The organism is Telluria aromaticivorans (assembly GCF_013003915.1).
GTDB classification, from domain to species: domain Bacteria; phylum Pseudomonadota; class Gammaproteobacteria; order Burkholderiales; family Burkholderiaceae_D; genus Telluria; species Telluria aromaticivorans.
In genome coordinates, this window is sequence record NZ_JABAIV010000002.1 from 779,520 (window position 1) to 801,054 (window position 21,535).

Below are 21,535 nucleotides of genomic sequence, written 5' to 3' on the forward strand. Positions count from 1 at the left end.
CGGTTTACCGCGGCGGCAGGCGCACGTGGCCCGGCGAGCAGTAGTCGTGGCCGTCGGCGTGCACCGCTTCGGAGGCCGGGAAATGCAGGCCGCAATGCGCGCACTGGGTCATGGTCTCGATCTGCGCCACCGGCTCCGGCGGCGGTTGCTGCCGGGGTGGCACCTGGTGGCGCCCGCTGGAGCCCTTCAGCTTGGCGCGCACGGCCATCACCACCAGGATGACCAGGGCGATCCAGAACAGGATACGCATCATGCGACTCCCCTGTGCAGGACGACTTCGAGCACGAAGCGGCTGCCAACATAGGCCAGTGCCAGCGTGGCGAAGCCTGCCAGCGTGAAGCGCAGCGCGGTCTTGCCGCGCCAGCCCTGCCAGCGGCGCCCGGCCAGCAGCGCGGCAAACAGCAGCCATGACAGCAGCGCGAACACGCTCTTGTGGTCGAGGCGCAGCGCACGGCCGAACAGCTGCTCGGAGAACACGACGCCCGACAGCACCGTGAGGCTGAGCAGGACGAAACCGATCCAGATCACGCGGAACAGCAGCTTTTCCATGGTCAGCAGCGCCGGCAGCTGGTCGAGCGCGCCGGCGAACCAGCCGCCGTTGCTGCCGCGCGTGTGCAGCCGCGCTTCCTGCAGCGCCATCAGCACCGCGTGGAAGGCGGCGATGGTCAGGGTGCTGTAGGCCAGCACCGCGACCGCGACATGCCAGCCGAAGGCAGGCGACTGGTCCTGGAGCTCGAGCACGCTGCCCGGAAAGACCAGCGGCAGCAGCGCCGCGACAAACGCGAAGGGCATCACCAGGCGGCGCATGCCGTCAAGGGCGAAATTGCGGTTCTCGAGCCAGTAGGCGGCCACCGAGACCCATAGCGCGCTTGACAGCATGATGGCGAAGCCGACCCGCAATTGACCGGGCGAGACGATGTCGAGCGCAAGCGCGGCGCCATGCACCGCCCAGGCCAGGGCGGTGACGCCAGAAATAAGCGCGCCCCGGCGCGACGGCAGCAGGGCGCACACCGCGTACAGCAGGGCCGCGGCGAGGAAGAGGGAGTTCTGCATAGTGGAAGGATACACCATCGATTGATGGTGGGGGCGGAGGGGCTGCTCTGCGGTTACTGCATATTCAAGAGCCGTAGGCTGCTCGCAAAACTTGGAGGGAGCAATGCCACCGGCATTGCTCCCTCCAAGTTCGTGCTGCCGCCACCTGCTCCTTCAGTACACGGCAGCTACCTGCTCGACTAATCCACCGCCGCCATCCTCAACTCATCCGAATGATGCCGCTCCTGCTCCTCCATCACCAGCAAACCCAGCTCGCGCTTGAGGGCATTGAACTCCGGCGCCGCCGGGTCGCGCATGCGGGGAATGTGTACCAGCAGGTCGCGCTTGACAGTGCCAGGGCGGTAGGTCATCACCACGATGCGGTCGGCCAGGTAGATCGCCTCCTCGATGCTGTGGGTGACGAACAGGATGGTCTTTTTCAGCTCGGACCAGATGCGCAGCAGTTCGTCCTGCAGGTTGCGGCGGGTGAGTGCGTCGAGGGCGCCGAAAGGCTCGTCCATCAGCATGATCGGCGAATCGAGGGCGAGCACGCGGGCGATCGCCACGCGCTGGCGCATGCCGCCCGACAGGTCCTTGGGGAAGCGCTGGCGGAAATCCGTCAGCGACAGCATGCCCAGCAAATCGCCCACGCGCTTGCGGATGGTCGTCTTCGACATCCCCTTGATATGCAGGCCGAAGGCGATGTTGTCCTCCACCGTCATCCAGGGGAAGAGCGCGTACTCCTGGAACACCATGCCGCGGTCCGGCCCCGGCGCGCTGACCGGGACGCTGTCGACCAGGATCGTGCCCTTGCTCGGCAGCGAGAAGCCCGCCACCGCGTTGAGCAGCGTGGACTTGCCGCAGCCGGAAGGCCCGAGCAGGCAGGTGAACTGCCCGCGCGGGATCTCGAGCGAGATGTCCTTCAGCGCTACCACCTGCCGGTCGTGGCTGGCGAAGATCTTGTTGACGCCATCGACACGGATATGCGGCGCCTGCAGCACCTGCGATGAGTAGGGTGCGTTCATGTCACTGCTCCAGGCCGCGGTGCCAGCGCAGCAGATAGTTGTTGAGGCGGTTCATGGCAAGGTCGATCGCCAGGCCGAGCATGCCGATGGTGATCATCCCGGCGATGATCTTGTCGGACCAGAAGTATTCGCGCGCTTCCAGGATGCGGAAGCCCAGGCCGTTGTTGACGGCGATCATCTCGGAGACGATCACCACGATGAAGGCGGTGCCGATGCCGATCCGCACGCCGGACAGGATGTAGGGCACGGCGGCCGGCAGGATCACGCGCAGGAACATGGTGGCGCGTCCGGCGCCGAGGTTGCGCGCGGCGCGCAGGTAGATGCCGTCCACGTGGCGCACTCCGGCGATGGTATTCATCAGCACCGGGAAGAAGGCGCCCAGCGCGATCAGGAACACGGCCGGCGGGTTGCCCAGCCCGAACCACAGGATCGCCAGCGGGATGTAGGCGATCGGCGGGATCGGGCGCAGGATCTGCACGAAGGGGTTCATCCACGCATACACCACGCGGCTGGCGCCCATCGCCAGGCCGAGCGGCAGCGCCAGGCCGGCGCCGAGGGCGAAGCCCACCACCACCCGGACCATGCTGGTGGTGACGTCGACCGGCAGCTCGCCCGACAGCGCCCACGACCACCAGCCGCCCTCGGTGTACGCCTCAAAAGGCACCAGCGGCAGCAGGTAGGCCACCCATTTGCGCCAGACGTCGAGCGGCGCCGGCAGCACCAGCGGATCGACCCAGCCATTCGCGGCCACCCACTGCCAGAGCAGGATGGCCGCGACCGGCACCACCATGCCGACCGCGCGCTCATACCAGGGATTGCTCCAGAACGAGCGCGAGGAGCGGCGCCGGTTGCGCGGGATTGCTTGCGTCGTCATGTGGGCTCCTTTAGCGCAGTTTCAGGTCGGCCATGGCGGCGTCGAGCAGGTCGGTCCGCACCCAGTCCTTCGCCAGCGGCGGGCGCGCCATGCGCCCTACCCCGGTTTTCACCATGGTGTCGGTGGTGACCTGGATGTGCTGCGGCGTGATCTCGTAGGAGTATGGCGAATTGCGGATCGCGTCCTGGAAGTCGTCGCTGGTGATCTGGTTCTTGAAGATCACCTCGCGCACGTATTTCTCGGCCACCGCCGGGTGGTCGATGAAGGTCCGGGTGGCCTCCACAAAACAACGCATGAATTTCTCGGCCACCGGGCGGCGCTCGCGGTAGAACTTCTCGGTCATGACCATGGTGCGCACCGGCTCGCCGATCGGCGTGTCATAGGGTTTGAGCACTTCGGCGCCATAGCCCTTGTTGATCGCCTGCGAAGACTGCGGCTCGGACTGCATCATGGCGTCGATCTGCTTGCCCAGCAGCGCGCCGTTCAGGTCGGCGTAGGGCAGGAAGACCAGCTGCACGTCCTTGCCCGGCGCCGGGTCGCTTGTCAAGCCGTGCTTGGCCAGTTGGGCCATGAGCAGCACTTCCTGGATCGCACCGCGCGTCACGCCCACCCTTTTGCCCTTGAGCTGGGCCACGCTGCGGATGTTCAGCTCGGGCCGCGCCACCAGCCGCGCACCGCCGCGGGCGAAGCCGGCCACCGCCACGATCGGGGCGCCGCCGGCGCGGCCCGAGATGGCCGCTTCCGATGCGGTGGCGCCCACGTCGAGTTCGCCGGCGATGATCGCCTGCATCACGTCCAGCCCTTTCGGGAACACCTTTTCTTCCACCCGGATGCCGCACTTCGGTGCGATCTCCTTGATGTACGACACCGCACCGAAGTGCGCGAACTTGAGGTTGCCGAGCCGGACGACTTCATTGGCCGTGGCGGTCACACCGGCGCCTGTTGCCAGCAGGCTCGCCGCGATGAGGATGTTATTGAATAGTTTGGTCATGCCTTTCTCCCTTGAATGCCGCACGACAAAACGGCGCGGCACAGAGGACGATGCTGACGGGAAACGGCCTGACGGCACGTGAGGTGTGTCAAATTAAGCAAGCTTGCGGCGTGATCGAACACATCACGGCTGCTTAAAAAAAATGCGGTATATCCTGCCCCCGGCTGAACTCGACCGCTTGCGCAGGGTAAAATAGTGGATTATCGAATGCGCCAATCCGTAGGGTGGGCGGCTTCGCCGCCCACGCGGTGATCGTTATCGGCTCCGTTATTGTGCTCGACGATCTCGCCCTTACCGATCACCGCGTGGGCAGGGCCATTTCGGGCAATGCCCGAAATGGCGCCCACCCTACGAGATACAGGCAGATCGAACGCCGTCACATATATATAGTCAGGTAGAACATGCTAGATAACCTTACCCAACGCCTTGCCAAGGTCGTCAAGACCATGCGCGGCGAGGCGCGCCTTACCGAGGCGAATACCGCCGAGATGCTGCGCGAAGTGCGCATGGCCCTGTTGGAAGCCGACGTCGCGCTGCCGGCGGTGCGTGAATTCATCGCCAAAGTGAAGGAAAAAGCACTCGGCGAAGAAGTCATCGGCTCGCTCAGCCCGGGCCAGGCCCTGGTCGGCGTGGTGCAGCGCGAGCTGGCGGCCCTGATGGGTGCCGACCTCGGTCCCGATGCCACCCAGCTCTCGTTCGCCCAGCAGCCGCCGGCGATCATCCTGATGGCCGGTTTGCAGGGCGTGGGTAAAACCACCACCGTCGGCAAGCTCGCCAAGTACCTGAAAGAGCAGAAGAAAAAGAAGGTCCTGACCGTTTCGGCCGACGTCTACCGCCCTGCCGCAATCGCGCAGCTGGAGTCCGTCACCAAGCAGGTCGGCGCCGACTTCTTCCCGAGTACCTCGTCGGACAAGCCGGTCGACATCGCGCTCAACGCGCTGGACTGGGCCAGGAAGCACTACCACGACGTCCTGATCATCGACACCGCCGGCCGCCTCGGTATCGACGAAGCGATGATGCAGGAAATCGCCGCGGTGCACGCCGCCGTCAACCCGGTCGAGACCCTGTTCGTGGTCGACGCCATGCTCGGCCAGGATGCGATCAATACCGCCAAGGCCTTCAACGACACGCTGCCGCTGACCGGCATCGTGCTGACCAAGCTCGATGGCGACTCGCGCGGCGGCGCCGCACTGTCGGTGCGCCACGTGACCGGCAAGCCGATCAAGTTCGCCGGCGTGTCCGAGAAGCTCGATGGCCTGGAAGCCTTCGATCCATCGCGCATGGCCAACCGCGTGCTGGGGATGGGCGACATCCTGGCGCTGGTCGAAGAAGCGCGCAAAGGCGTGGATGCCGAAGCGGCGACCGAACTGGCGAACAAGATCAAGGGCGGCGGCCGGTTCGACATGAACGACTTCAAGGCGCAGCTGACGCAGATGAAAAAAATGGGCGGCATGGCCGGCCTGCTCGACAAACTGCCGGCGCAGTTCCAGCAGGCTGCCGGCAATGCGAACATGGACCAGGCCGAAAAGCAGGTGCGCCGCATGGTCGGCATCATCGACTCGATGACCCCTGGCGAGCGCGCCAAGCCGGATTTGATCAAGGCCAACCGCAAGCGCCGCATCGCGGCCGGCGCCGGCGTGCAGGTGCAGGAAGTCAATCGCATGCTGAACCAGTACGACCAGATGCAGACCATGATGAAGAAGCTCAAAGGCGGCGGCCTGATGAAGATGATGCGCGGTATGAAAGGCATGATGCCTGGCATGCGCTGATCGTCGCGGCAGCTTGCCGGGAACTTCAAGGAAACCGCGCGGGCACTGGCCTTGCGCGGTTTTTTAACTTCTGGAGAGCCCGATTTTTCATTTGCGGCGCACCGAGCGTGCGATAGCTCGCATTTCGGGGCTTACAAGAATGAAAAAATCTTGAAAAAGACTTGCACGAACAGTAAAAGGCCACCAATATAAGCCCGTGCGTCAATAACGCAACTTTCCCCGTGATCGTTTTAGGAGGCTCGAAGATGGCAACAGCCAAAAAATCCACCGCAGCACCAGCCAAGAAAGCAGCGGCCAAGCCAGCTGCAGCGGCCAAGCCTGCAGCAAAAAAAGCAGCTCCAGCAAAAGCAGCCGCAAAACCAGCCGCCAAGCCTGCAGCAGCACGCAAGCCGAACGCCGCTTTCATGAAAGCGATGACGCCGTCGGGCGAACTGGCCGCAGTCGTGGGCAACGCACCGCTGCCACGCACTGAAGTCACCAAGAAAGTCTGGGACTACATCAAGAAAGAAAACCTGCAGGATCCAGAGAACCGCCGCATGATCAATGCCGATGCCAAGCTGAAAGCTGTCTTCGGCGGCAAAGCGCAGGTCTCGATGTTTGAAATGACCAAACTCATTTCGGATCACCTGAAGTAAGCATTGCCGGCTGTCCAAAAGCCTTGAATGCAGAAAGCCCCGGATTCCGGGGCTTTTTGTTTTTGGGGCGCGCAGTACAGGGTTTAGCGTTCGCGGTCCGCGATCTACATTTCGTCTACATACTTATGAACCGTCATTCCCGCCACTGGCGGAAATGACTCCCGGCGCCGGGATCCAATTCCCACGAATAGCCACGAAGCATCCGCGCAGCGCTAACGAGGTGCAACGAACTTGGATCCCGGCCTTCGCCGGGATGACGTCGATTGAGGATGACGTTTATTCGTAGTCTGCGACTCCGGAGAAGCGGCTGCGCTTACGCGACTTCGGTCACGCTGCTGCAGTTGCGCGACTCCGCCCAACGCCTCGAAGCGGCGCCAATCACAAGCCCGCCGCGGCCTTCATCAGGTGGAACACCCGCGTATTCTCCATCGTCCCCTTGAACGGCGCCGAGCCCGCCCCTACCGCATACAGCTTGACGTCACCGCCGCCGTGCGACTCGTAGACCGTGCGCACGCCCGCCTCCTGCTGGTAGCGGTTGCCCTGGGCCGTGGCGCTGTCGACGTCCGCGCGTACATCCGGGCGCACCTTGCCGTTGCCGAAGACGAGCGCGGTGAAGGTCTTGCCGTCGGCGTCCTTCTTCGGCTCGCCGGTGGCGTAATCATGGACGATGTCCAGCACCTTGCTGCCGCGCTTCGGATAGCCGTTCAGCACCATGGTGTGGTCATGGTCGGCGGTGATGACGATCAGCGTGTTCTCCAGGCCCGGGTCGATGGTGCGCATGCGCTCTAACGAGGCCTGGATCGCTTCATCGAAAGCGACCGTGTCGGCCAGCGCGTTCTTCGCATTGGTGTCGTGCAGGGCGTGGTCGATCTTGCCGCCTTCGACCATCAGGAAGAAGCCATCCGGGTCTTTCGACAGCAGCTCGATCGCCTTCAGCGCCATTTCGCTCAAGGTCGGCTGCTCCGGGCGGCGCTCCAGGGAATAATCCATGTGGTCGTCGGCGCTGTAGATGCCGACGAACTTGCGGCCGGGTGTCGCCGACATCATGCCAGCGCGGGTGCCGGCCACGTAGTAGCCTTGCCCCGCCAGTTCCGCCATCAGGTCGCGGCCGTCGGCGCGGCCCTTCGGGTTGGCAGCCTTGTCCCAGGGCGTGAAATGGTGGCGCCCGCCGCCCATCAGGACGTCCACGCCGTCTTTCAACGCCGGGTTGTAGCCGGCGCCGCCAGGCACGAGCTGGCGCGCGATGGTGTAGGCCGCGTCGCGGTGGCAGACGTGCGAGAAGGTCGACGCCGGCGTCGCGTGGGTCAGTTCGGTGGTGGTCACCGCGCCCACGGCCCGGCCAGCAGCCTTGGCCAGTTCCAGGATAGTCGGCGCCACATAGCCGTTGTTCTCGCCGCACTTGTCGACGGTGCGGTTGCCGTTGGCGTCCTTCTCCGGGTCGATGGCCTGCGCATCCTTCATCGAGATGCCGTCCTGGTTGATCTTCACGCCGGTCATGTAGGCGCCCATCGAGGGCGCGCTGTCGGTGGTCTGGAAGTCGTTCGAATAGGTCTTGATGCGCGCGGTGCGCTCGAGCTTTTCGAAGTTCAGCAGGCCGTCTTCGCCGTGCTTGTAGATGCGCGCGGCGGTGATCGTGGTCGGGCCCATGCCGTCGCCAAGGAAGAAGATGATGTTTTTCGCTTGTGGCGCGGCGATGGCGCTGGCGCTGAACAGGCTGGCCGCTAGCAGCATTGGAAGTTGTCGTTTCATGGTGGTGTCCAGTTCAAGGCTCACAGGCCGGCAGCGGTCTTGATCAGGCTGAAGACGCGGGTGTTGTCGATGGTCCCGCGGAACAGTTCCGCGCCGGCGCCGGCGGCGCCCAGGTAGACGTCCGAGCCGCCATGCGTTTCGGCGCCGGTGCGCGTGCGCACCACGGCTTCCTGGTGATAGTCGTCGCGCGTCACGACTTCGTCGGTCAAGGCGGGCTGGGTATTGCGGTTGCCGTTGATGCGGTTCTCGCCGGTGCCGAAGCCGATGATCGTGAACGGTCGGCCTTCCTTGTCCAGCTTCGGAGTGCCGTCAAGATTGCGCACCAGGCCCAGCACGCCCGGATTGGATGGTGTCGTCTTGCCGGTGCGGACCGTATAGCCGTTCAGGAGCAGCGTGTGGTCATGGTCGGCGGTCGACACCACCAGGGTGTTCTTCAGGCCCGGGTCGAGCGCTTCCATCTTGTCCAGTGCCTCCTGCATGGCGTGGTTGAACGACACGGTCTCTTGCAACGCGCGCTTGCCCAGTGTGGCATGCAGCGCATGGTCGATCAGGCCACCCTCGACCACCAGGAAGAAGCCGGCTCCCTGGCTGCCTGCGTGCGGCGCCAGCAGCTCGATGGCCTTGCGCGTCATCTCGCTCAGGCTCGGCTGGCTGGCCGGATTGCGCACGGCGTCGTAGTCCATGTGGTTGGTGGCGAACAGGCCGATGGCGGGCTGCCCTGCGTTGGGCGCCAGTGCATTGAAGCCGGCGCTGTCGGACACGACACGCATGCCCTGGGCGCGCATCTCGGCCAGCAGGTCGCGGCCGTCGGCACGCTTGCCGCCGTGCGTGAAGGGCGTGAAGAACTGGGTCCCGCCGCCGAACATCACGTCGATGCCGCGGGCGCCCAGCGCGATGTTGTAACCGGCGCCGCCCGGCACCAGGGAAGCCGCGAAATCGGTTTCCAGCTTGCGGTGGCAGGCGTGGCCATAGGTCGATGCGGGAGTCGCATCGGTGACGCTGGTATTCGTGACGACACCCGTCGCCATGCCGCGGCGCCTGGCCAGCTCCAGCAGCGTGACCGCGGGAGTGCCGTTCTCGCAGCTGCTCACCAGGGCGTTGCCGTTGACGTCCTTGCCTGGTGCGACCGAACGGGTGCCGGCCGACATCGAGATCACGCCGTTATCGTGCTTCACGCCCGTCATGTAGGCTGCCATGCCGGCGGCGCTGTCGGTTACCATCGCATTGTTCGAGAAAGTCTTCACGAAGGCCGATTCCGGCATGCGGTCGATGGTGAGCTCGCCGTCTTCACCCGCATGGAAGATGCGCGCGGCGGTCAGCGTGTTGATGCCCAGGCCATCGCCCAGGAAGAAGATCACGTTCTTGGCGCGCTGGGCGGCGGGTGCTTGCGTGGCAAGGGATGCTGGCGGAGCGGACGCGCAGCCGGCCAGCACGGCCAGGCAGGCGGCGCCGGCGAGGGTGGACAATCGCATGGAAACCTCTACGTCGGGAAAGCGTGAAGTTTACACCTTTGCCATGCAGGGATGGCGGATTGATATGTTGCGGGATTGTTGATGGGTGCGTTGCCGCGTACCGTAGGGTGGGCAGATTCTGCCCACGCGTTCAACGATCTCTTGCAAACCGCAACACGATTTTTCACCCGGTGTTTGAACGCGCGGGCGGGAAACCCGCCCACCCTACGGTCGCGATATATTCCGCGTTACCGTCCAAGTTCACGTGCGGTCGCGAAGCATTCCGCGTTACCGTCCACGTTCACGTCGATTCGCGGAATATTCCACGCCAGCTTGAACGTTCAAACCGCCGGCTTGAACTCCCACTTCTTCCACGCCGACAGCACCGCATTCGGATACTGTGGCTTGCCGCGGCTGCCGTTGTAGCGGCCCAGCGCCAGATAAAGGTTGCCCTTTTCCATGTCGATATACATGCGCAGGATCGAGCAGCCGTAGCGCAAATTGGTTTGCATGTGGAACAGCTTGCGGCGGTCGGAGTCGCCGATCACCTTGGTCCAGAACGGCATCACCTGCATGTAGCCGCGCGCGCCGGCGATCGAGATCGCGTACTTGCGGTAGGCCGACTCCACCTGGATCAGTCCCAGCACCAGGCCCGGGTCGAGCCCGGCGCGGGTGGATTCGTACCAGGCTACTTCGAGGAATTCGGTGCGCGAGCGTTCGTCGGGCAGGCGCTTGGCCAGGCGGCTCGACATCTCGTTGAACCATGCCTGGTAGCGCGCCCGCGCCGCCTCGTCGCGCAGCACCGGCTTGGGCGGCCGGCTGTCGCGGATGGCATTGGCCATGGCCAGGCGCACGCCGTCGGCCATGGCTTCTTCTTTCTGGTTTCCGGCGTGCGCAGGCCCGCCGAATACCAGTCCGGCGACCAGCAGCACACTTCCAACCCAGGAAACCAGCGTCACAAACGTCACTTGCCGAGCTTGCCCTTGATGAAGGCGACCATCTCGTCGACCGGCACGCTGGTGGCAGCGTCGTCGCGGCGGCCCTGGTATTCCAGGTTGCCTTCCTTCAGGCCGCGCTCGCCGATCACGACACGGTGGGGCACGCCGATCAGTTCCCAGTCGGCGAACATTGCGCCCGGACGCAGGCCGCGGTCGTCGACGATCACGTCGATACCGGCCGCCTGCAGGTCTGCGTACAGCTTCTCGACCTGTTCCTTGACCATCTCGCTGCGGTCCATGCCCATCGGGCACAGCACCAGCTCGAACGGCGCGATGGAATCGGGCCAGACGATGCCCTTGTCGTCGAAGTTCTGCTCGATCGCCGCGCCCAGGATGCGGGTCACGCCGATGCCGTAGCAGCCCATCTGCAGCGGGGCCGGCTTGCCGTTTTCGTCGAGGAAGGTCGCGCCCATGGCTTCCGAATAGGCGGTACCGAGCTGGAACACGTGGCCCACTTCGATGCCGCGTTCGATCGCCAGCACGCCCTTGCCGTCGGGCGAAGCATCGCCTTCGACCACGTTGCGCAGGTCGGCAACCAGGGGTTCAGCCACGTCGCGGCCCCAGTTGGCGCCCGTGTAGTGATAGTCGGCTTCGTTGGCACCGCAGATGAAATCGGCCATATTGGCGACGGTGCGGTCGGCCACCACGACCACCGGCGCCCTGGTATTGATCGGGCCGAGGTAGCCCGGCACGGTGCCGTAGACTTCCTGGATCTCGGCTTCGGTCGAGAAGCGGAAGTCCTTCAGGCCCTCGACTTTCGAGACCTTGATCTCGTTGAGCTCATGGTCGGCGCGCAGCAGCAGCAGGAAGTAGGTCTTCTTTCCTTCGTGCTCGACGGTCAGGGCGATGCTCTTGACGTGCTGCTGGAGCGGCACGTTCAGCAGTTCGGCCACGGCTTCGCACTTGGTCTTGCCGGGGGTCGAGGTCTTGGCCAGCGGCTGGTTGGCCGCGCCGCGCTCGCCGATGCTGAGGGCTTCGGCCGCTTCCATGTTGGCCGCGAAATCGGAGTCCGGGCAGTAGACCAGCGCGTCTTCGCCGGTGCTGGCGATGACGTGGAATTCGTGCGAGCCGGTGCCGCCGATGGCGCCGTTGTCGGCCGCCACCGCGCGGAACTTCAGGCCGAAGCGCGTGAAGATCTTCGAATACGCGTCGAACATGGTCTGGTAGGACTGCTGCATGCCGGCCACGTCGCGGTCGAACGAGTACGCATCTTTCATGGTGAATTCGCGGCCGCGCATCAGGCCGAAGCGCGGACGGCGCTCGTCGCGGAACTTGGTCTGGATGTGATAGAAGTTGACCGGCAGCTGGCGGTAGGACTTGAGCTCGCTGCGCACGACGTCGGTAATGACTTCTTCCGAGGTCGGCTGGATCGCGAATTCACGGCCGTGGCGGTCTTTGACGCGCATCAGTTCCGGGCCCATCTTGTCCCAGCGGCCGGTTTCCTGCCACAGTTCGGCCGGCTGCACGAGCGGCATCAGGAGTTCGATTGCGCCGGCACGGTTCATTTCTTCGCGGATGATGCCCTCGACCTTGCGGATGACGCGCAGGCCCGTCGGCATATAGGTGTAGATGCCCGAGCCAAGCCGCTTGATCATCCCGGCACGCATCATCAGCTGGTGGCTGACGATTTCGGCGTCGGAAGGCGCTTCTTTCAGAGTTGAAATAAAAAATCGTGAGGCACGCATATCGATGAATTCTTTTTAAAAAGAGAGAGTTATAATCGACCTAATTTTAAAGGATTAGCTGGCTGATGCGTCCAATCTTTCTACAAATGGGTCCGGAACACGCAGTACCTGCCTCGCCGGCAACTTGCCGGCACAGTGGGCACGGCAATTTGTGGGTAAAAATATAAGGATCGTACGGCTGGCAGAAAGTTTCGAGGTGCACTTATGCTCGATCGTGAAGGGTTTCGCCCCAACGTCGGCATCATCCTGCTGAACGCCAATAACGAGGTGTGGTGGGGCAAGCGGGTGCGCGAGCACTCATGGCAATTTCCGCAAGGGGGGATCAAATACGGCGAGACGCCGGAACAGGCGATGTACCGCGAGCTCGAGGAAGAAATCGGCTTGCGCCAGGAGCATGTCAAGATCGTGGGCCGCACCCGCGACTGGCTGCGCTATGAGGTGCCAGATCACTTCATCAAGCGCGAGATCCGCGGCCACTACCGTGGCCAGAAGCAGATCTGGTTCCTGTTACGGATGGTGGCGCGCGATAACGACGTCAACCTTCGCCTGACCGACCATCCCGAGTTTGACGCCTGGCGCTGGCACGACTACTGGGTGCCGCTGGACGTGGTCATCGAATTCAAGCGCGATGTCTACCAGCGGGCGCTGCAGGAGTTGTCGCGTTTCATCACGTGGCCAGCCAAGACCAGTGGCCCGCATGGCGAACGCCGCCATAGCGCGCGCTACCTGCGCCAGCCGCACGGCCGCGCGCAGGGTGGCGCCAAGCCGGTCCAGCCGACCACGCTGGCGGCGGCGACAACCGTAGTTGCCCCGGTGGCTGCGGAACCGCTGGTGCTGGTGCCGAACAAGTAAGACCCGCATGGAGACCGGCCCCGGCCGGTTTCCATTCACTTTCCTGTGCCCAGTCCTGCGGCGCAGGCACCCCTATGCGCCACGCATTAACAGCGCCTGCAATATCACTTCTGCAATACTCTCCGCGGCCTTCCCGCCGCGGCTGCACGAACGAAACCGCATCGCGCTACAATGCCGGCTTCCTCCTTTCTTGCCCCTCCCCCGACATGTTTACACCGTCTTCGCACGACGTCCGCCGCTTCTTTTGCGAAGCCCTGCGCAAGCAGCGCAACGGCGAGATCCTGACGCCGATGGACGCCATCGCGGCCGACTGGATCGCCCAGCACCCTGAATACCATGAACAGCTCGACGACGTCGAGGCGGCGATCGCGCGCGATTACTCGGTCGAAGGCGGCCAGTCGAACCCCTTCCTGCACCTGTCGATGCACCTGTCGATCGCCGAGCAGGTAGCAGTCGACCAGCCGCGCGGCATCAAGGCCGCGCACGACCTGCTGGTCTCCCGGCGCGGCGAGCACGACGCCCACCACGAGATCATGGAATGCCTGGGCGAGATGATCTGGGCGTCGCAGCGCAACGGCGTGCCGCCGGATACCGAGGCGTATATCGATTGCGTGCGCAGGCGCGCCGCGCGCTGAGTTGGCGATGCCGGGGTGCGATATGCATGGGAGATTGAAAAACTGCTAACGCTTCACTAGAATCGGGTCTGCCCGGAGCCTGGCTCCATTACCGTTCCTCCCTACGACGATGGGACCGATGAAGCTGACCCTCCTTCCGACACTGGGCGCCCTGGCGCTTGCAGCAAGCCTGGCCTCGGGCGCATCGTCCGCGCAAACGCGCTGCCAGTATGCGACGATCGCGGCGCTTCCCCTCAGCTACAGCGGTCCTGGCCTTGAAATGACGACGGTCGGCAGCATCAACGGCAAGCCGGCCGTGATGCTGGTCGATACGGGCGCGGTCTCGGTCATGCTGACCGAACACGGCGCACGTCGTCACAAGCTCGCCTTGACCTCCACCTCGCGCACGCTCAGCGCCGTCGGCGGCGAGGTCCCGGTCTACAAGACCGTCGTCAATGAAGTGTCAATCGGTGCTTCGCGTGCAGGCAAGACTTCCCTGCAAGTGATTGGGGAAATGGGCGACCCGAGCGTCTACGACGCGGCCATCGGCGCGCCCTTCCTGCTGCAGGCCGACCTCGAGCTGTTCCTCGCAAATAAAGAGCTGCGCATGTTCCGCGCGCTCGACTGCAGCAGCGATGCCTTCCTCGCGTACTGGAATCCGTCGGCCTCGGTCGTTCCTTTCCACTGGGGCTTCGACGGCCATCTCAATCCGCGCTTTACCGTGCAAATCAACGGCAAGAATGCCTCGGCGATGATCGACACCGGTGCCAATCTCACTTCGATCAGCCTCTCGACCGCCAAGCGCCTGGGCATCCATCCGGACAAGGCCAGGATCGACCGGATCGAAGACGCCCGCGGTTGGGGCAAGGCGCCGGCGGCCCGTTGGCGCGGCGCTTTCAAGACCTTCCAGGTCGGGCAAGAGCTGATCGAGAATGCGCCCATCGGCATCATCGACCATGACTCGGGGATGGCCGAGGTCATTCTCGGCACCGACTTCCTGCGTGCTTACCGCGTGCTGCTGTCCATGAGCCAGAAAAAACTGTACCTCAGCTATGTGGGCGGGCTGCCCTTCTCGACCGGACAAATGGTCGAGCCGTGGATCGAGGCCGAGGCGCAGGGCGGCAATACCGACGCGCAAATGCGGCTGGCCAGGGCATATGGCGCCGGAGTGGGCGTGGCGAAGGACGAAGGCGCGGCGAACGCCTGGTTCGAGCGGGCAGCACTCGCGGGCAACGGCCACGCGCTCCTGCTGACCGGGCGCAGGCTCGCCACCGAAGGCCAGCCCAAGGCTGCCGCGCAGCGCCTGCGCGCAGGGCTGGACAAGCTGCCGGGCCTGCGCGACGCCGCGCTATGGCTCTACATCGCCCGGGTGCGCAGCGGGGAAGCCGGGTTGGCCAAGACCGAACTCGCTGCCAGCGCCCCGGCCGACACCCTCACACTGGAGTCCCTTCCACTAACCGGCTTCTACCTCGGCAAGTTCAGTGCGGACGAGGTGATCAAGGAATATTCGCTGCCTTCCGTCGACGAAGCAGCGCGCTGCTACGCGTCCAGCACCCTGAACGAATGGTACGACGCACATGGTATCGCCGAACGCCCCGCTGGGCTGGCAGCGCTGGCCCGCCAATGCACGGCCGGCGCGGACGGCGCCAAGCCGGCGGCGGCAGCCGGTCCCTAGTCGCGTCGAGCCTGGCCCAGCGTGCCGCAGATCGCGCGGGTGGCGGCAACCTCAAAAACAAATCCCCCCGCCGGCTGCCCGGTCGGGGGGATTTTTTAACTGGCCTGCGTATGCTTACGTGCAGATGCTTATTTGCTGACGACGAGCTGCGACGGCAGCTTCGCCAGGTAGGCGCCGATATCGGCCATGTCCTGGTTCGACAGCGGCTGCACCTGGGCCGACATGATCGGGTTGGTGCGGCCGTTGGCGCCGGCGCCGCGCTTGTAGGCGTGCAGTGCATGCGTCAGGTATTCGGCGTGCTGGCCGGCCAGCTTCGGATAGCTCGGGTCGATCGGCTTGTTGTAGTCGGCGCCGTGGCAGGATGCGCAGTTGTACTTCTTGGCCAGGGCTTCGCCCTTCGTGACGTCGGCGGCCGAGGCAAAGCTGGTGGCGCCGAGGCTGAAAGCGCCGAACACCAGCGCGGAAACGAGTTTCTTCATGGCTGTCCTTAGCGCTTGGCGTTGGCTGGGGTCTGCTGCGCGTAGTACGCGGCGACGTCGGCGATGTCCTGGTCGCTCAGGCTGGCGGCGATGCCGCGCATCGACGGGTGCTTGCGGTCGCCCTTTTTATAGGCGTGCAGTGCCGATTCGATGTATTTGGCGGACTGGCCGCCGATCATCGGCACCCGGTAGACCTCGGGGAAGGACGCCTTGTAGCCAGGGATGCCGTGGCAGCCGATGCACATTTCGATCTTGCTTGCGGCTGCCTTCGGGTTGCCGACGACTTCCGCTGCTGCTGCGGTACCGGCAAACGCCGCCAGTACCAGTAGTGCCAAAGATGTTTTCATGGTGTGGCTCGTTAGTTGTAATTCGAATACCGCAAACGCACAAAAAGTTAGCAAATGATCCACCAACCTGTCGATTCTATCTGAAGAGTTGTCCACAGTCTACAAACGCACGCACCCGTGGGTCGTCCTCGGTGGGCGCCATTCTGGCATATACTCGGCCTCATTTCATACTTACTTCCAACCGCACATGCACGCTTCCCAACGCTTCGAAGGCAGCGACAACTATGTCGCCACCGATGACCTGAAACTGGCAGTCAATGCCGCGCTGACGCTCGGCCGCCCGCTGCTGATCAAGGGCGAGCCCGGCACAGGCAAGACCATGCTGGCAGAAGAAGTGGCGGCGGCGCTCGACATGCCGCTGATGCAGTGGCACGTGAAATCGACCACCAAGGCCCAGCAGGGCCTGTACGAATACGACGCCGTCTCGCGCCTGCGCGATTCGCAGCTGGGCGACGAACGCGTGCGCGACATCCATAACTACATCGTCAAGGGCGTGCTGTGGCAGGCCTTTACCGCGCCGGAACCGGTGGTGTTGCTGATCGACGAGATCGACAAGGCCGACATCGAGTTCCCGAACGACCTGCTGCGCGAGCTGGACCGCATGGAGTTCTACGTCTACGAGACGCGCGAGATGGTGGTGGCGACGCACCGCCCGATGGTGATCATCACCTCGAACAACGAGAAGGAGCTGCCGGACGCCTTCCTGCGCCGCTGCTTCTTCCATTACATTAAATTCCCCGACCGCGAGACCATGACCGACATCGTCAAGGTCCACTTCCCGGCCCTCAAGCAGGACCTGCTGGCGGCCGCGCTGCACAGCTTCTATGAGCTGCGCGAGGTCGCCGGCATCAAGAAGAAACCGTCGACCTCGGAATTCCTGGACTGGCTCAAGCTGCTGCTGGCCGAGGACATCCCGGCGGAAGCGCTGCGCAGCCAGGACCACAAGGCGATCGTCCCTCCGCTGCACGGCGCGCTGCTCAAGAACGAGCAGGACGTGCACCTGTTCGAGCGCCTGATCCAGATGTCGAGGAACAACCGATGATCCATGTCGCGCCTGTCACGCTCGAATTCAACGGCCTGCGCCTGGAGCCGCTGGCGGCGCACCACGAAGAAGGCCTGCGCGCCGCCGCCGGCGACGGCGAACTGTGGAACCTGCGCGTGACCAGCGTGCCGGAGCCGCACAATGCGGGCCAATACATCGGCACCGCGCTCGAGATGCGCGACCGCGTGGCGTTTGCCGTGATCGATGCGCGCGAGGGAAAGAGCGGCGGCACCCTGCTGGGCAGCACCAGCTACCACGACATCGTCCCGGGCGCAGACCGCGTCGAGATCGGCTACACCTGGTATGCGAAACGTGCCCAGCGCACCCACGTGAATACCAGCTGCAAGCTGCTCCTGCTCTCGCATGCCTTCGATACGTTGGGCTGCGCCGTGGTCGGCCTGCGCACCGACGGCGAGAACTTCGCCTCGCAGGCGGCGATCGAACGCCTGGGCGCGAAGAAGGATGGCGTCATCCGCCACCACGCCCTGCGGCGCGATGGCACCCCGCGCGACACGGTCATGTACAGCATCCTGCGCAGCGAATGGCCGGCGATCAAGAGCGCCCTGCACGAGCGCCTGGGGCAGCACGCGCGAGCCTGAGCCCATGCTGATCGATTTCTTCTACACGCTGCGCGACGCCAAGGTCCCGGTCTCGATCAAGGAATTCCTGACGCTGCTGGAAGCCTTGCAGCGCGGCGTGATCGCGCCTTCGCTGGATGAGTTCTATTACCTGGCGCGCCTGACGCTGGTGAAGGACGAAGCCCATTTCGACAAGTTCGACCGTGCCTTCGGCGCGTATTTCAAGGGTGTCGCCGCGGTGTTCGACACCAAGGCCGAGATCCCGCTCGACTGGCTGCTCAAGCGCTTCGAGCGCGAGCTCACGCCCGAACAGAAGGCGGCGCTGGAAAAGCTCGGCTACGACAAGCTGCAGCAGCGCCTGGAAGAACTGCTGAAAGAACAGCACGGCCGCCACGAAGGCGGCAGCAAGTGGATCGGCACCGGCGGCACTTCGCCTTTCGGCAATGGCGGCACCAACCCGGAAGGCATCCGCATCGGCGGGCAAAGCCGCAACCGCACGGCAGTCAAGGTGTGGGAGCAGCGCAGCTACCGCGACTACGACGACGAGCGCGAACTCGGCACCCGCAACCTCAAGGTCGCGCTGCGCCGCCTGCGCCGCTTCGCGCGCAGCGGGGCCGCCGACGAACTGGCGCTGGACGACACCATCCGGGCGACGGCCAGCAATGCCGGCTGGCTCGACATCCGCATGCAGCCCGAGCGCAAGAATCGCATCAAGGTGGTGATGCTGTTAGATGTCGGCGGCTCGATGGACGACCACATCGAACGCGCCGAAGAGCTGTTCTCGGCGGCGAAAAGCGAATTCAAGAACATGGAGTTCTACTACTTCCACAACTGCGTCTACGACTACCTGTGGAAGAACAACCGGCGCCGCCACAGCGAGCGCTTCCCGACCTGGGACGTGCTGCGCAAGTATCCAAACGATACCCGCGTCATTTTCGTCGGAGACGCCACCATGAGTCCCTACGAGGTGCTGGCTCCCGGCGGCTCGGTCGAATACAACAACGAGGAAGCCGGCGCGGCCTGGCTGGCGCGCTTCACCAATGCCTTCCCCAAATTCGCCTGGCTCAATCCGGAGCCCGAGAACCTGTGGCAGTACCGCCAGTCGATTTCCGTCATCCGGCAAATCATGAACAACCGCATGTTCCCGATTACGCTCGAGGGGCTCGAACGGGCGATGCGGTTGTTGAGCAAATAGGTCTGTTCCTGCACCACGCGCCCGTCAATCGTGCGCGCTCCCCTCTCTTGTAGAATTGCCAACAACTCGTAAGGTGGGCGGCTGTGCCGCCCACGCGGTGATCGTTTGCGCAAACAAGGTCGTACATCGTCCGTGCAAACGCTGGTTGAACGCGTGGGCGGGAAACCCGCCCACCCTACGATGTACAGCTGCTCCGCCTGCCCGTCCAGAGAGGAACCATGCCCGACCTGCTGCCCATCCTGACCAGCCTCGCATGGCCCATCGCCATCGCCATCGCCTGGCTGGCCGGCGAGTTCGGCCAGCGCTGGACCGGCCTGCCGCGCATCAGCTTCTATGGCCTGGTCGGCTTCGCGCTGGCCGGCCCGCAAATCGGCATCCTGCCGCCGCCGGACAGCGGACCGGTCGCGCTGCTGGCCGACATCGCCTTCGGCCTGATCCTGTTCGAACTCGGCTACCGCATCAACCTGCGCTGGCTGCATGCCAACCCGTGGCTGGGCGTGGCCGGGCTCACCGAATCCCTGCTCACCTTCGCCGTGGTCTACCTGGTCGCCATCGCCTTCGGCAGCCCGCAGCTGATCGCGCTGATGATGGCGGCGCTGTCGATGGGCACCTCGCCAGCCACCGTGGTCCGCGTCATCAACGAGCAGCGCAGCTCGGGCCAGGTGACCGAGCGCGTGCTGCACCTGACGGCGCTGAACTGCGTGCTCGCGGTGTTTGCCTTCAACGTCATCATCGGCTTCTGGATCTTCCGCACCTTCGACGCGGTGGGCGAAGCGCTGTGGCAGAGCCTCGTGATGCTGGCCGGGTCGGTGCTGCTGGGCGCGGTGTTCGGCGTAGTGGTGCCGGCCCTGCTGCGCGCGATCCACAACCCGCGCCAGGATGCGACCGTGGCCTTCGCGATCGCCGTGTTGCTGCTGGTGGCGATCTGCGATGCCGGCGCGCTGTCGCCCTATATCGCCGCGCTGGCCTTCGGCCTGACGGCGCGGCACCGGCGCGTCGCTTTCAGCGCGGCGCAGCGCAATTTCGGGGCGCTGGGCGAACTGCTGACGGTGCTGCTGTTCGTGTTCGCCGCGTCCACGCTCGACTGGCGCCAGATCGCCGCCGGCAGCGCGCTGGCGGTGGTCGTGGTGTTCGCGCGCCTGGTGACCAAGACCGCCGGGGTGACCGCCTTCGCGCATTTGTCCGGCATCTCGTGGCGCAAGGGCGCGCTCACCGGCGTGGGCCTGGCGCCGCTGTCGGTGTTCGTGATCCTGCTGATCGAGCATGCGCGCCAGGCCGGCGTGCACGTGGTCGAGGAATTGCGCGCGATGGCGGCCGTGACCATGCTGCTGGAAGTGTTCGGCCCCGTGATCATCCAGCGCGCCCTGGTCTGGGCCCACGAAGCCCCGGAGCATCCCGATGCCGCTTGAAGCGTTTACCTCATCCCAGCCGCTCACCTTCGGGGTCGAGCTGGAACTGCAGCTGGTCAGCCTGTCGGATTTCGACCTGACGGCGGCCAGCCCCGACCTGCTGCACCTGCTAAAGCGCAAGCCCTTCCCCGGCAACGTGACGCCCGAGATCACCGAGAGCATGATCGAGATTAATTCGAACGTGCACACGGCTTATGCGCCGCTGCTGGCCGAGTTGCGCGATATCCGCGACACGCTGGTGGCGGCCAGCGACGTGCTCAATATCGGCATAGCCGGCGGCGGCACCCACCCGTTCCAGCACTGGTCGGAACAGAAGATTTCAAGCCGGCCGCGCTACGAATACCTGTCGCAGCTGTACGGCTACCTGGCCAAGCAGTTCACGGTATTCGGGCAGCACGTGCACATCGGCTGCGCCAACGGCGACGATGCGCTCTACCTGCTGCATGCACTGAACCGCTACCTGCCGCATTTCATCGCCTTATCAAGCTCGTCGCCCTTCGTGCAGGGTCATGACAGCGGTTTCGATTCGGCGCGCCTGAATTCCGTATTCGCCTTCCCGATGAGCGGGCGTGCGCCCTTTGTCCAGACCTGGCAGGAGTTCACCGAGGTCTATTTCGCCAAGATGGAACGCACCAACATCATCAAGAGCATGAAGGACTTTTACTGGGACCTGCGGCCGAAACCCGAATTCGGCACAATCGAGCTGCGCGTCTGCGACACGCCGCTGACAGTGGAACGTGCCGCGGCCATCGCCGCCTACCTGCAGGCGCTGTGCCGCTACCTGCTCACGCGCCCCGAAGAAGCGCCCAGCGAAGACGATTACCTTGTCTATAACTACAACCGCTTCCAGGCCTGCCGCTTCGGCATGGAGGGCTCGCTCACGCATCCGAAGACCTATGAAACGGTGCCGATGCGCGACGACATCCTGGCCACGCTGGAAAAGATGATGCCGCATGCGGAGGCGCTGGGCAGCGTCGAGGCGCTGCAGCACCTGGCCTCGGCCGCGCACGGCGGCAGCGATGCGGCGCAGCTGCGCCACGTGTTCGCGTTGGAGGGCAGCGTCGAGGGGATGGTGCAGGCGGCGATTCAGCGCTTCCGCGGCGACCGGCGGATGCGCTGGCAGCGCGGCTGAGGG

The 21,535-nt window shown here is 64.4% G+C and carries 21 protein-coding genes; 10 read left to right on the plus strand and 11 right to left on the minus strand.

Going from position 1 to position 21,535, the window contains the following annotated elements:
* Nucleotides 1-4: 4 nt before the first annotated feature.
* The 5 genes from HGB41_RS08815 to HGB41_RS08835 all read right to left on the minus strand — a co-directional run bounded on the left by HGB41_RS08815 (nt 5) and on the right by HGB41_RS08835 (nt 3,922).
* Nucleotides 5-253 (minus strand): PP0621 family protein, encoded by a 249-nt coding sequence (locus tag HGB41_RS08815; protein ID WP_171083228.1) that lies wholly within the window; start codon nt 251-253, stop codon nt 5-7.
* Nucleotides 250-1,053, minus strand: coding sequence for a cytochrome C assembly family protein (locus HGB41_RS08820; RefSeq protein ID WP_171083230.1), 804 nt, complete (start codon nt 1,051-1,053; stop codon nt 250-252). The genes HGB41_RS08815 and HGB41_RS08820 overlap by 4 nt, the downstream gene beginning before the upstream one ends.
* 179 nt (nt 1,054-1,232) lie before the next feature.
* Nucleotides 1,233-2,057 carry an ABC transporter ATP-binding protein gene (locus HGB41_RS08825; RefSeq protein ID WP_171083232.1) on the minus strand — a complete coding sequence of 275 codons (825 nt, stop codon included), beginning with the start codon at nt 2,055-2,057 and terminating at the stop codon, nt 1,233-1,235.
* Nucleotide 2,058: 1 nt separating this feature from the next.
* A complete protein-coding gene (locus HGB41_RS08830) occupies nt 2,059-2,847 on the minus strand; it encodes an ABC transporter permease (protein ID WP_171083534.1) in 789 nt (262 codons plus the stop codon).
* Nucleotides 2,848-2,941: 94 nt separating this feature from the next.
* Nucleotides 2,942-3,922 (minus strand): ABC transporter substrate-binding protein, encoded by a 981-nt coding sequence (locus HGB41_RS08835; RefSeq protein ID WP_171083234.1) that lies wholly within the window; start codon nt 3,920-3,922, stop codon nt 2,942-2,944.
* Nucleotides 3,923-4,323: 401 nt separating this feature from the next.
* Here HGB41_RS08835 and ffh point away from each other — a divergent pair, with 401 nt between their 5' ends.
* Together ffh and HGB41_RS08845 are read left to right on the plus strand one after the other, a co-directional pair.
* Nucleotides 4,324-5,691 (plus strand): signal recognition particle protein, encoded by a 1,368-nt coding sequence (ffh, locus tag HGB41_RS08840; RefSeq protein WP_171083235.1) that lies wholly within the window; start codon nt 4,324-4,326, stop codon nt 5,689-5,691.
* A gap of 245 nt (nt 5,692-5,936) precedes the next feature.
* Entirely contained in the window at nt 5,937-6,326 is a 390-nt protein-coding gene (locus HGB41_RS08845; RefSeq protein ID WP_171083237.1) for an SWIB/MDM2 domain-containing protein, read from the plus strand.
* A gap of 378 nt (nt 6,327-6,704) precedes the next feature.
* Here HGB41_RS08845 and HGB41_RS08850 read toward each other — a convergent pair whose 3' ends face one another.
* From HGB41_RS08850 to HGB41_RS08865, 4 genes are all read right to left on the minus strand, one after another.
* Nucleotides 6,705-8,075 carry an alkaline phosphatase gene (locus HGB41_RS08850; protein ID WP_171083239.1) on the minus strand — a complete coding sequence of 457 codons (1,371 nt, stop codon included), beginning with the start codon at nt 8,073-8,075 and terminating at the stop codon, nt 6,705-6,707.
* Nucleotides 8,076-8,095: 20 nt separating this feature from the next.
* Nucleotides 8,096-9,547: an alkaline phosphatase gene (locus HGB41_RS08855; RefSeq protein WP_171083241.1), complete on the minus strand. Its 1,452-nt coding sequence runs from the start codon at nt 9,545-9,547 to the stop codon at nt 8,096-8,098.
* Between the two features lie 320 nt (nt 9,548-9,867).
* Nucleotides 9,868-10,485 (minus strand): lytic transglycosylase domain-containing protein, encoded by a 618-nt coding sequence (locus HGB41_RS08860; RefSeq protein WP_371868490.1) that lies wholly within the window; start codon nt 10,483-10,485, stop codon nt 9,868-9,870.
* Nucleotides 10,486-10,490: 5 nt separating this feature from the next.
* Nucleotides 10,491-12,209 (minus strand): proline--tRNA ligase, encoded by a 1,719-nt coding sequence (locus tag HGB41_RS08865; RefSeq protein WP_171083244.1) that lies wholly within the window; start codon nt 12,207-12,209, stop codon nt 10,491-10,493.
* A gap of 204 nt (nt 12,210-12,413) precedes the next feature.
* On the opposite strand from HGB41_RS08865, the gene HGB41_RS08870 reads away from it, so the two are divergent.
* The 3 genes from HGB41_RS08870 (at nt 12,414) to HGB41_RS08880 (ending at nt 15,350) form a co-directional block, all read left to right on the plus strand.
* A complete protein-coding gene (locus HGB41_RS08870) occupies nt 12,414-13,061 on the plus strand; it encodes an RNA pyrophosphohydrolase (protein WP_171083246.1) in 648 nt (215 codons plus the stop codon).
* A 206-nt stretch (nt 13,062-13,267) separates the two neighbouring features.
* Nucleotides 13,268-13,696, plus strand: a complete 429-nt coding sequence (locus tag HGB41_RS08875) for a DUF1841 family protein (RefSeq protein WP_171083248.1) — start codon at nt 13,268-13,270, stop codon at nt 13,694-13,696.
* 118 nt (nt 13,697-13,814) lie between these two features.
* The gene (locus HGB41_RS08880) at nt 13,815-15,350 is read left to right on the plus strand and encodes a retroviral-like aspartic protease family protein (RefSeq protein WP_171083250.1); all 1,536 of its coding nucleotides are present in this window, start codon (nt 13,815-13,817) and stop codon (nt 15,348-15,350) included.
* Nucleotides 15,351-15,478: 128 nt separating this feature from the next.
* Here the strand turns inward: HGB41_RS08880 and HGB41_RS08885 are convergent, their stop codons facing one another.
* Together HGB41_RS08885 and HGB41_RS08890 are read right to left on the minus strand one after the other, a co-directional pair.
* A complete protein-coding gene (locus HGB41_RS08885) occupies nt 15,479-15,829 on the minus strand; it encodes a c-type cytochrome (protein WP_171083251.1) in 351 nt (116 codons plus the stop codon).
* 8 nt (nt 15,830-15,837) lie between these two features.
* The gene (locus HGB41_RS08890) at nt 15,838-16,176 is read right to left on the minus strand and encodes a c-type cytochrome (RefSeq protein WP_171083253.1); all 339 of its coding nucleotides are present in this window, start codon (nt 16,174-16,176) and stop codon (nt 15,838-15,840) included.
* 187 nt (nt 16,177-16,363) lie between these two features.
* Here HGB41_RS08890 and HGB41_RS08895 point away from each other — a divergent pair, with 187 nt between their 5' ends.
* The 5 genes from HGB41_RS08895 to HGB41_RS08915 all read left to right on the plus strand — a co-directional run bounded on the left by HGB41_RS08895 (nt 16,364) and on the right by HGB41_RS08915 (nt 21,532).
* A complete protein-coding gene (locus HGB41_RS08895; protein WP_171083255.1) occupies nt 16,364-17,218 on the plus strand; it encodes an AAA family ATPase in 855 nt (284 codons plus the stop codon).
* Complete coding sequence (locus HGB41_RS08900; RefSeq protein ID WP_171083257.1) at nt 17,215-17,817, plus strand: GNAT family N-acetyltransferase; 603 nt, start codon at nt 17,215-17,217, stop codon at nt 17,815-17,817. Before HGB41_RS08895 ends, HGB41_RS08900 begins: the two co-directional genes overlap by 4 nt.
* Nucleotides 17,818-17,821: 4 nt before the next feature.
* Nucleotides 17,822-18,991: a vWA domain-containing protein gene (locus HGB41_RS08905; RefSeq protein ID WP_171083259.1), complete on the plus strand. Its 1,170-nt coding sequence runs from the start codon at nt 17,822-17,824 to the stop codon at nt 18,989-18,991.
* A gap of 218 nt (nt 18,992-19,209) precedes the next feature.
* Nucleotides 19,210-20,400 (plus strand): cation:proton antiporter, encoded by a 1,191-nt coding sequence (locus HGB41_RS08910; RefSeq protein ID WP_171083260.1) that lies wholly within the window; start codon nt 19,210-19,212, stop codon nt 20,398-20,400.
* Nucleotides 20,390-21,532 carry a YbdK family carboxylate-amine ligase gene (locus HGB41_RS08915; protein WP_171083262.1) on the plus strand — a complete coding sequence of 381 codons (1,143 nt, stop codon included), beginning with the start codon at nt 20,390-20,392 and terminating at the stop codon, nt 21,530-21,532. The genes HGB41_RS08910 and HGB41_RS08915 overlap by 11 nt, the downstream gene beginning before the upstream one ends.
* The last annotated feature ends 3 nt before the right edge of the window (nt 21,533-21,535 follow it).

Excerpts from the sequence above, each read along its gene's own strand:
- HGB41_RS08890 (WP_171083253.1), bottom strand. The coding sequence starts at position 16,176 with ATGAAAACATCTTTGGCACTACTGGTACTGGCGGCGTTTGCCGGTACC.
- HGB41_RS08895 (WP_171083255.1), top strand. The coding sequence starts at position 16,364 with ATGCACGCTTCCCAACGCTTCGAAGGCAGCGACAACTATGTCGCCACC.
- HGB41_RS08815 (WP_171083228.1), bottom strand. The coding sequence starts at position 253 with ATGATGCGTATCCTGTTCTGGATCGCCCTGGTCATCCTGGTGGTGATG.
- HGB41_RS08910 (WP_171083260.1), top strand. The coding sequence starts at position 19,210 with ATGCCCGACCTGCTGCCCATCCTGACCAGCCTCGCATGGCCCATCGCC.
- HGB41_RS08820 (WP_171083230.1), bottom strand. The coding sequence starts at position 1,053 with ATGCAGAACTCCCTCTTCCTCGCCGCGGCCCTGCTGTACGCGGTGTGC.
- HGB41_RS08855 (WP_171083241.1), bottom strand. The coding sequence starts at position 9,547 with ATGCGATTGTCCACCCTCGCCGGCGCCGCCTGCCTGGCCGTGCTGGCC.
- HGB41_RS08885 (WP_171083251.1), bottom strand. The coding sequence starts at position 15,829 with ATGAAGAAACTCGTTTCCGCGCTGGTGTTCGGCGCTTTCAGCCTCGGC.
- HGB41_RS08845 (WP_171083237.1), top strand. The coding sequence starts at position 5,937 with ATGGCAACAGCCAAAAAATCCACCGCAGCACCAGCCAAGAAAGCAGCG.
- HGB41_RS08880 (WP_171083250.1), top strand. The coding sequence starts at position 13,815 with ATGAAGCTGACCCTCCTTCCGACACTGGGCGCCCTGGCGCTTGCAGCA.
- ffh (WP_171083235.1), top strand. The coding sequence starts at position 4,324 with ATGCTAGATAACCTTACCCAACGCCTTGCCAAGGTCGTCAAGACCATG.
- HGB41_RS08905 (WP_171083259.1), top strand. The coding sequence starts at position 17,822 with ATGCTGATCGATTTCTTCTACACGCTGCGCGACGCCAAGGTCCCGGTC.
- HGB41_RS08900 (WP_171083257.1), top strand. The coding sequence starts at position 17,215 with ATGATCCATGTCGCGCCTGTCACGCTCGAATTCAACGGCCTGCGCCTG.
- HGB41_RS08915 (WP_171083262.1), top strand. The coding sequence starts at position 20,390 with ATGCCGCTTGAAGCGTTTACCTCATCCCAGCCGCTCACCTTCGGGGTC.
- HGB41_RS08870 (WP_171083246.1), top strand. The coding sequence starts at position 12,414 with ATGCTCGATCGTGAAGGGTTTCGCCCCAACGTCGGCATCATCCTGCTG.
- HGB41_RS08830 (WP_171083534.1), bottom strand. The coding sequence starts at position 2,847 with ATGGTGGTGCCGGTCGCGGCCATCCTGCTCTGGCAGTGGGTGGCCGCG.
- HGB41_RS08835 (WP_171083234.1), bottom strand. The coding sequence starts at position 3,922 with ATGACCAAACTATTCAATAACATCCTCATCGCGGCGAGCCTGCTGGCA.
- HGB41_RS08875 (WP_171083248.1), top strand. The coding sequence starts at position 13,268 with ATGTTTACACCGTCTTCGCACGACGTCCGCCGCTTCTTTTGCGAAGCC.
- HGB41_RS08865 (WP_171083244.1), bottom strand. The coding sequence starts at position 12,209 with ATGCGTGCCTCACGATTTTTTATTTCAACTCTGAAAGAAGCGCCTTCC.
- HGB41_RS08850 (WP_171083239.1), bottom strand. The coding sequence starts at position 8,075 with ATGAAACGACAACTTCCAATGCTGCTAGCGGCCAGCCTGTTCAGCGCC.
- HGB41_RS08825 (WP_171083232.1), bottom strand. The coding sequence starts at position 2,057 with ATGAACGCACCCTACTCATCGCAGGTGCTGCAGGCGCCGCATATCCGT.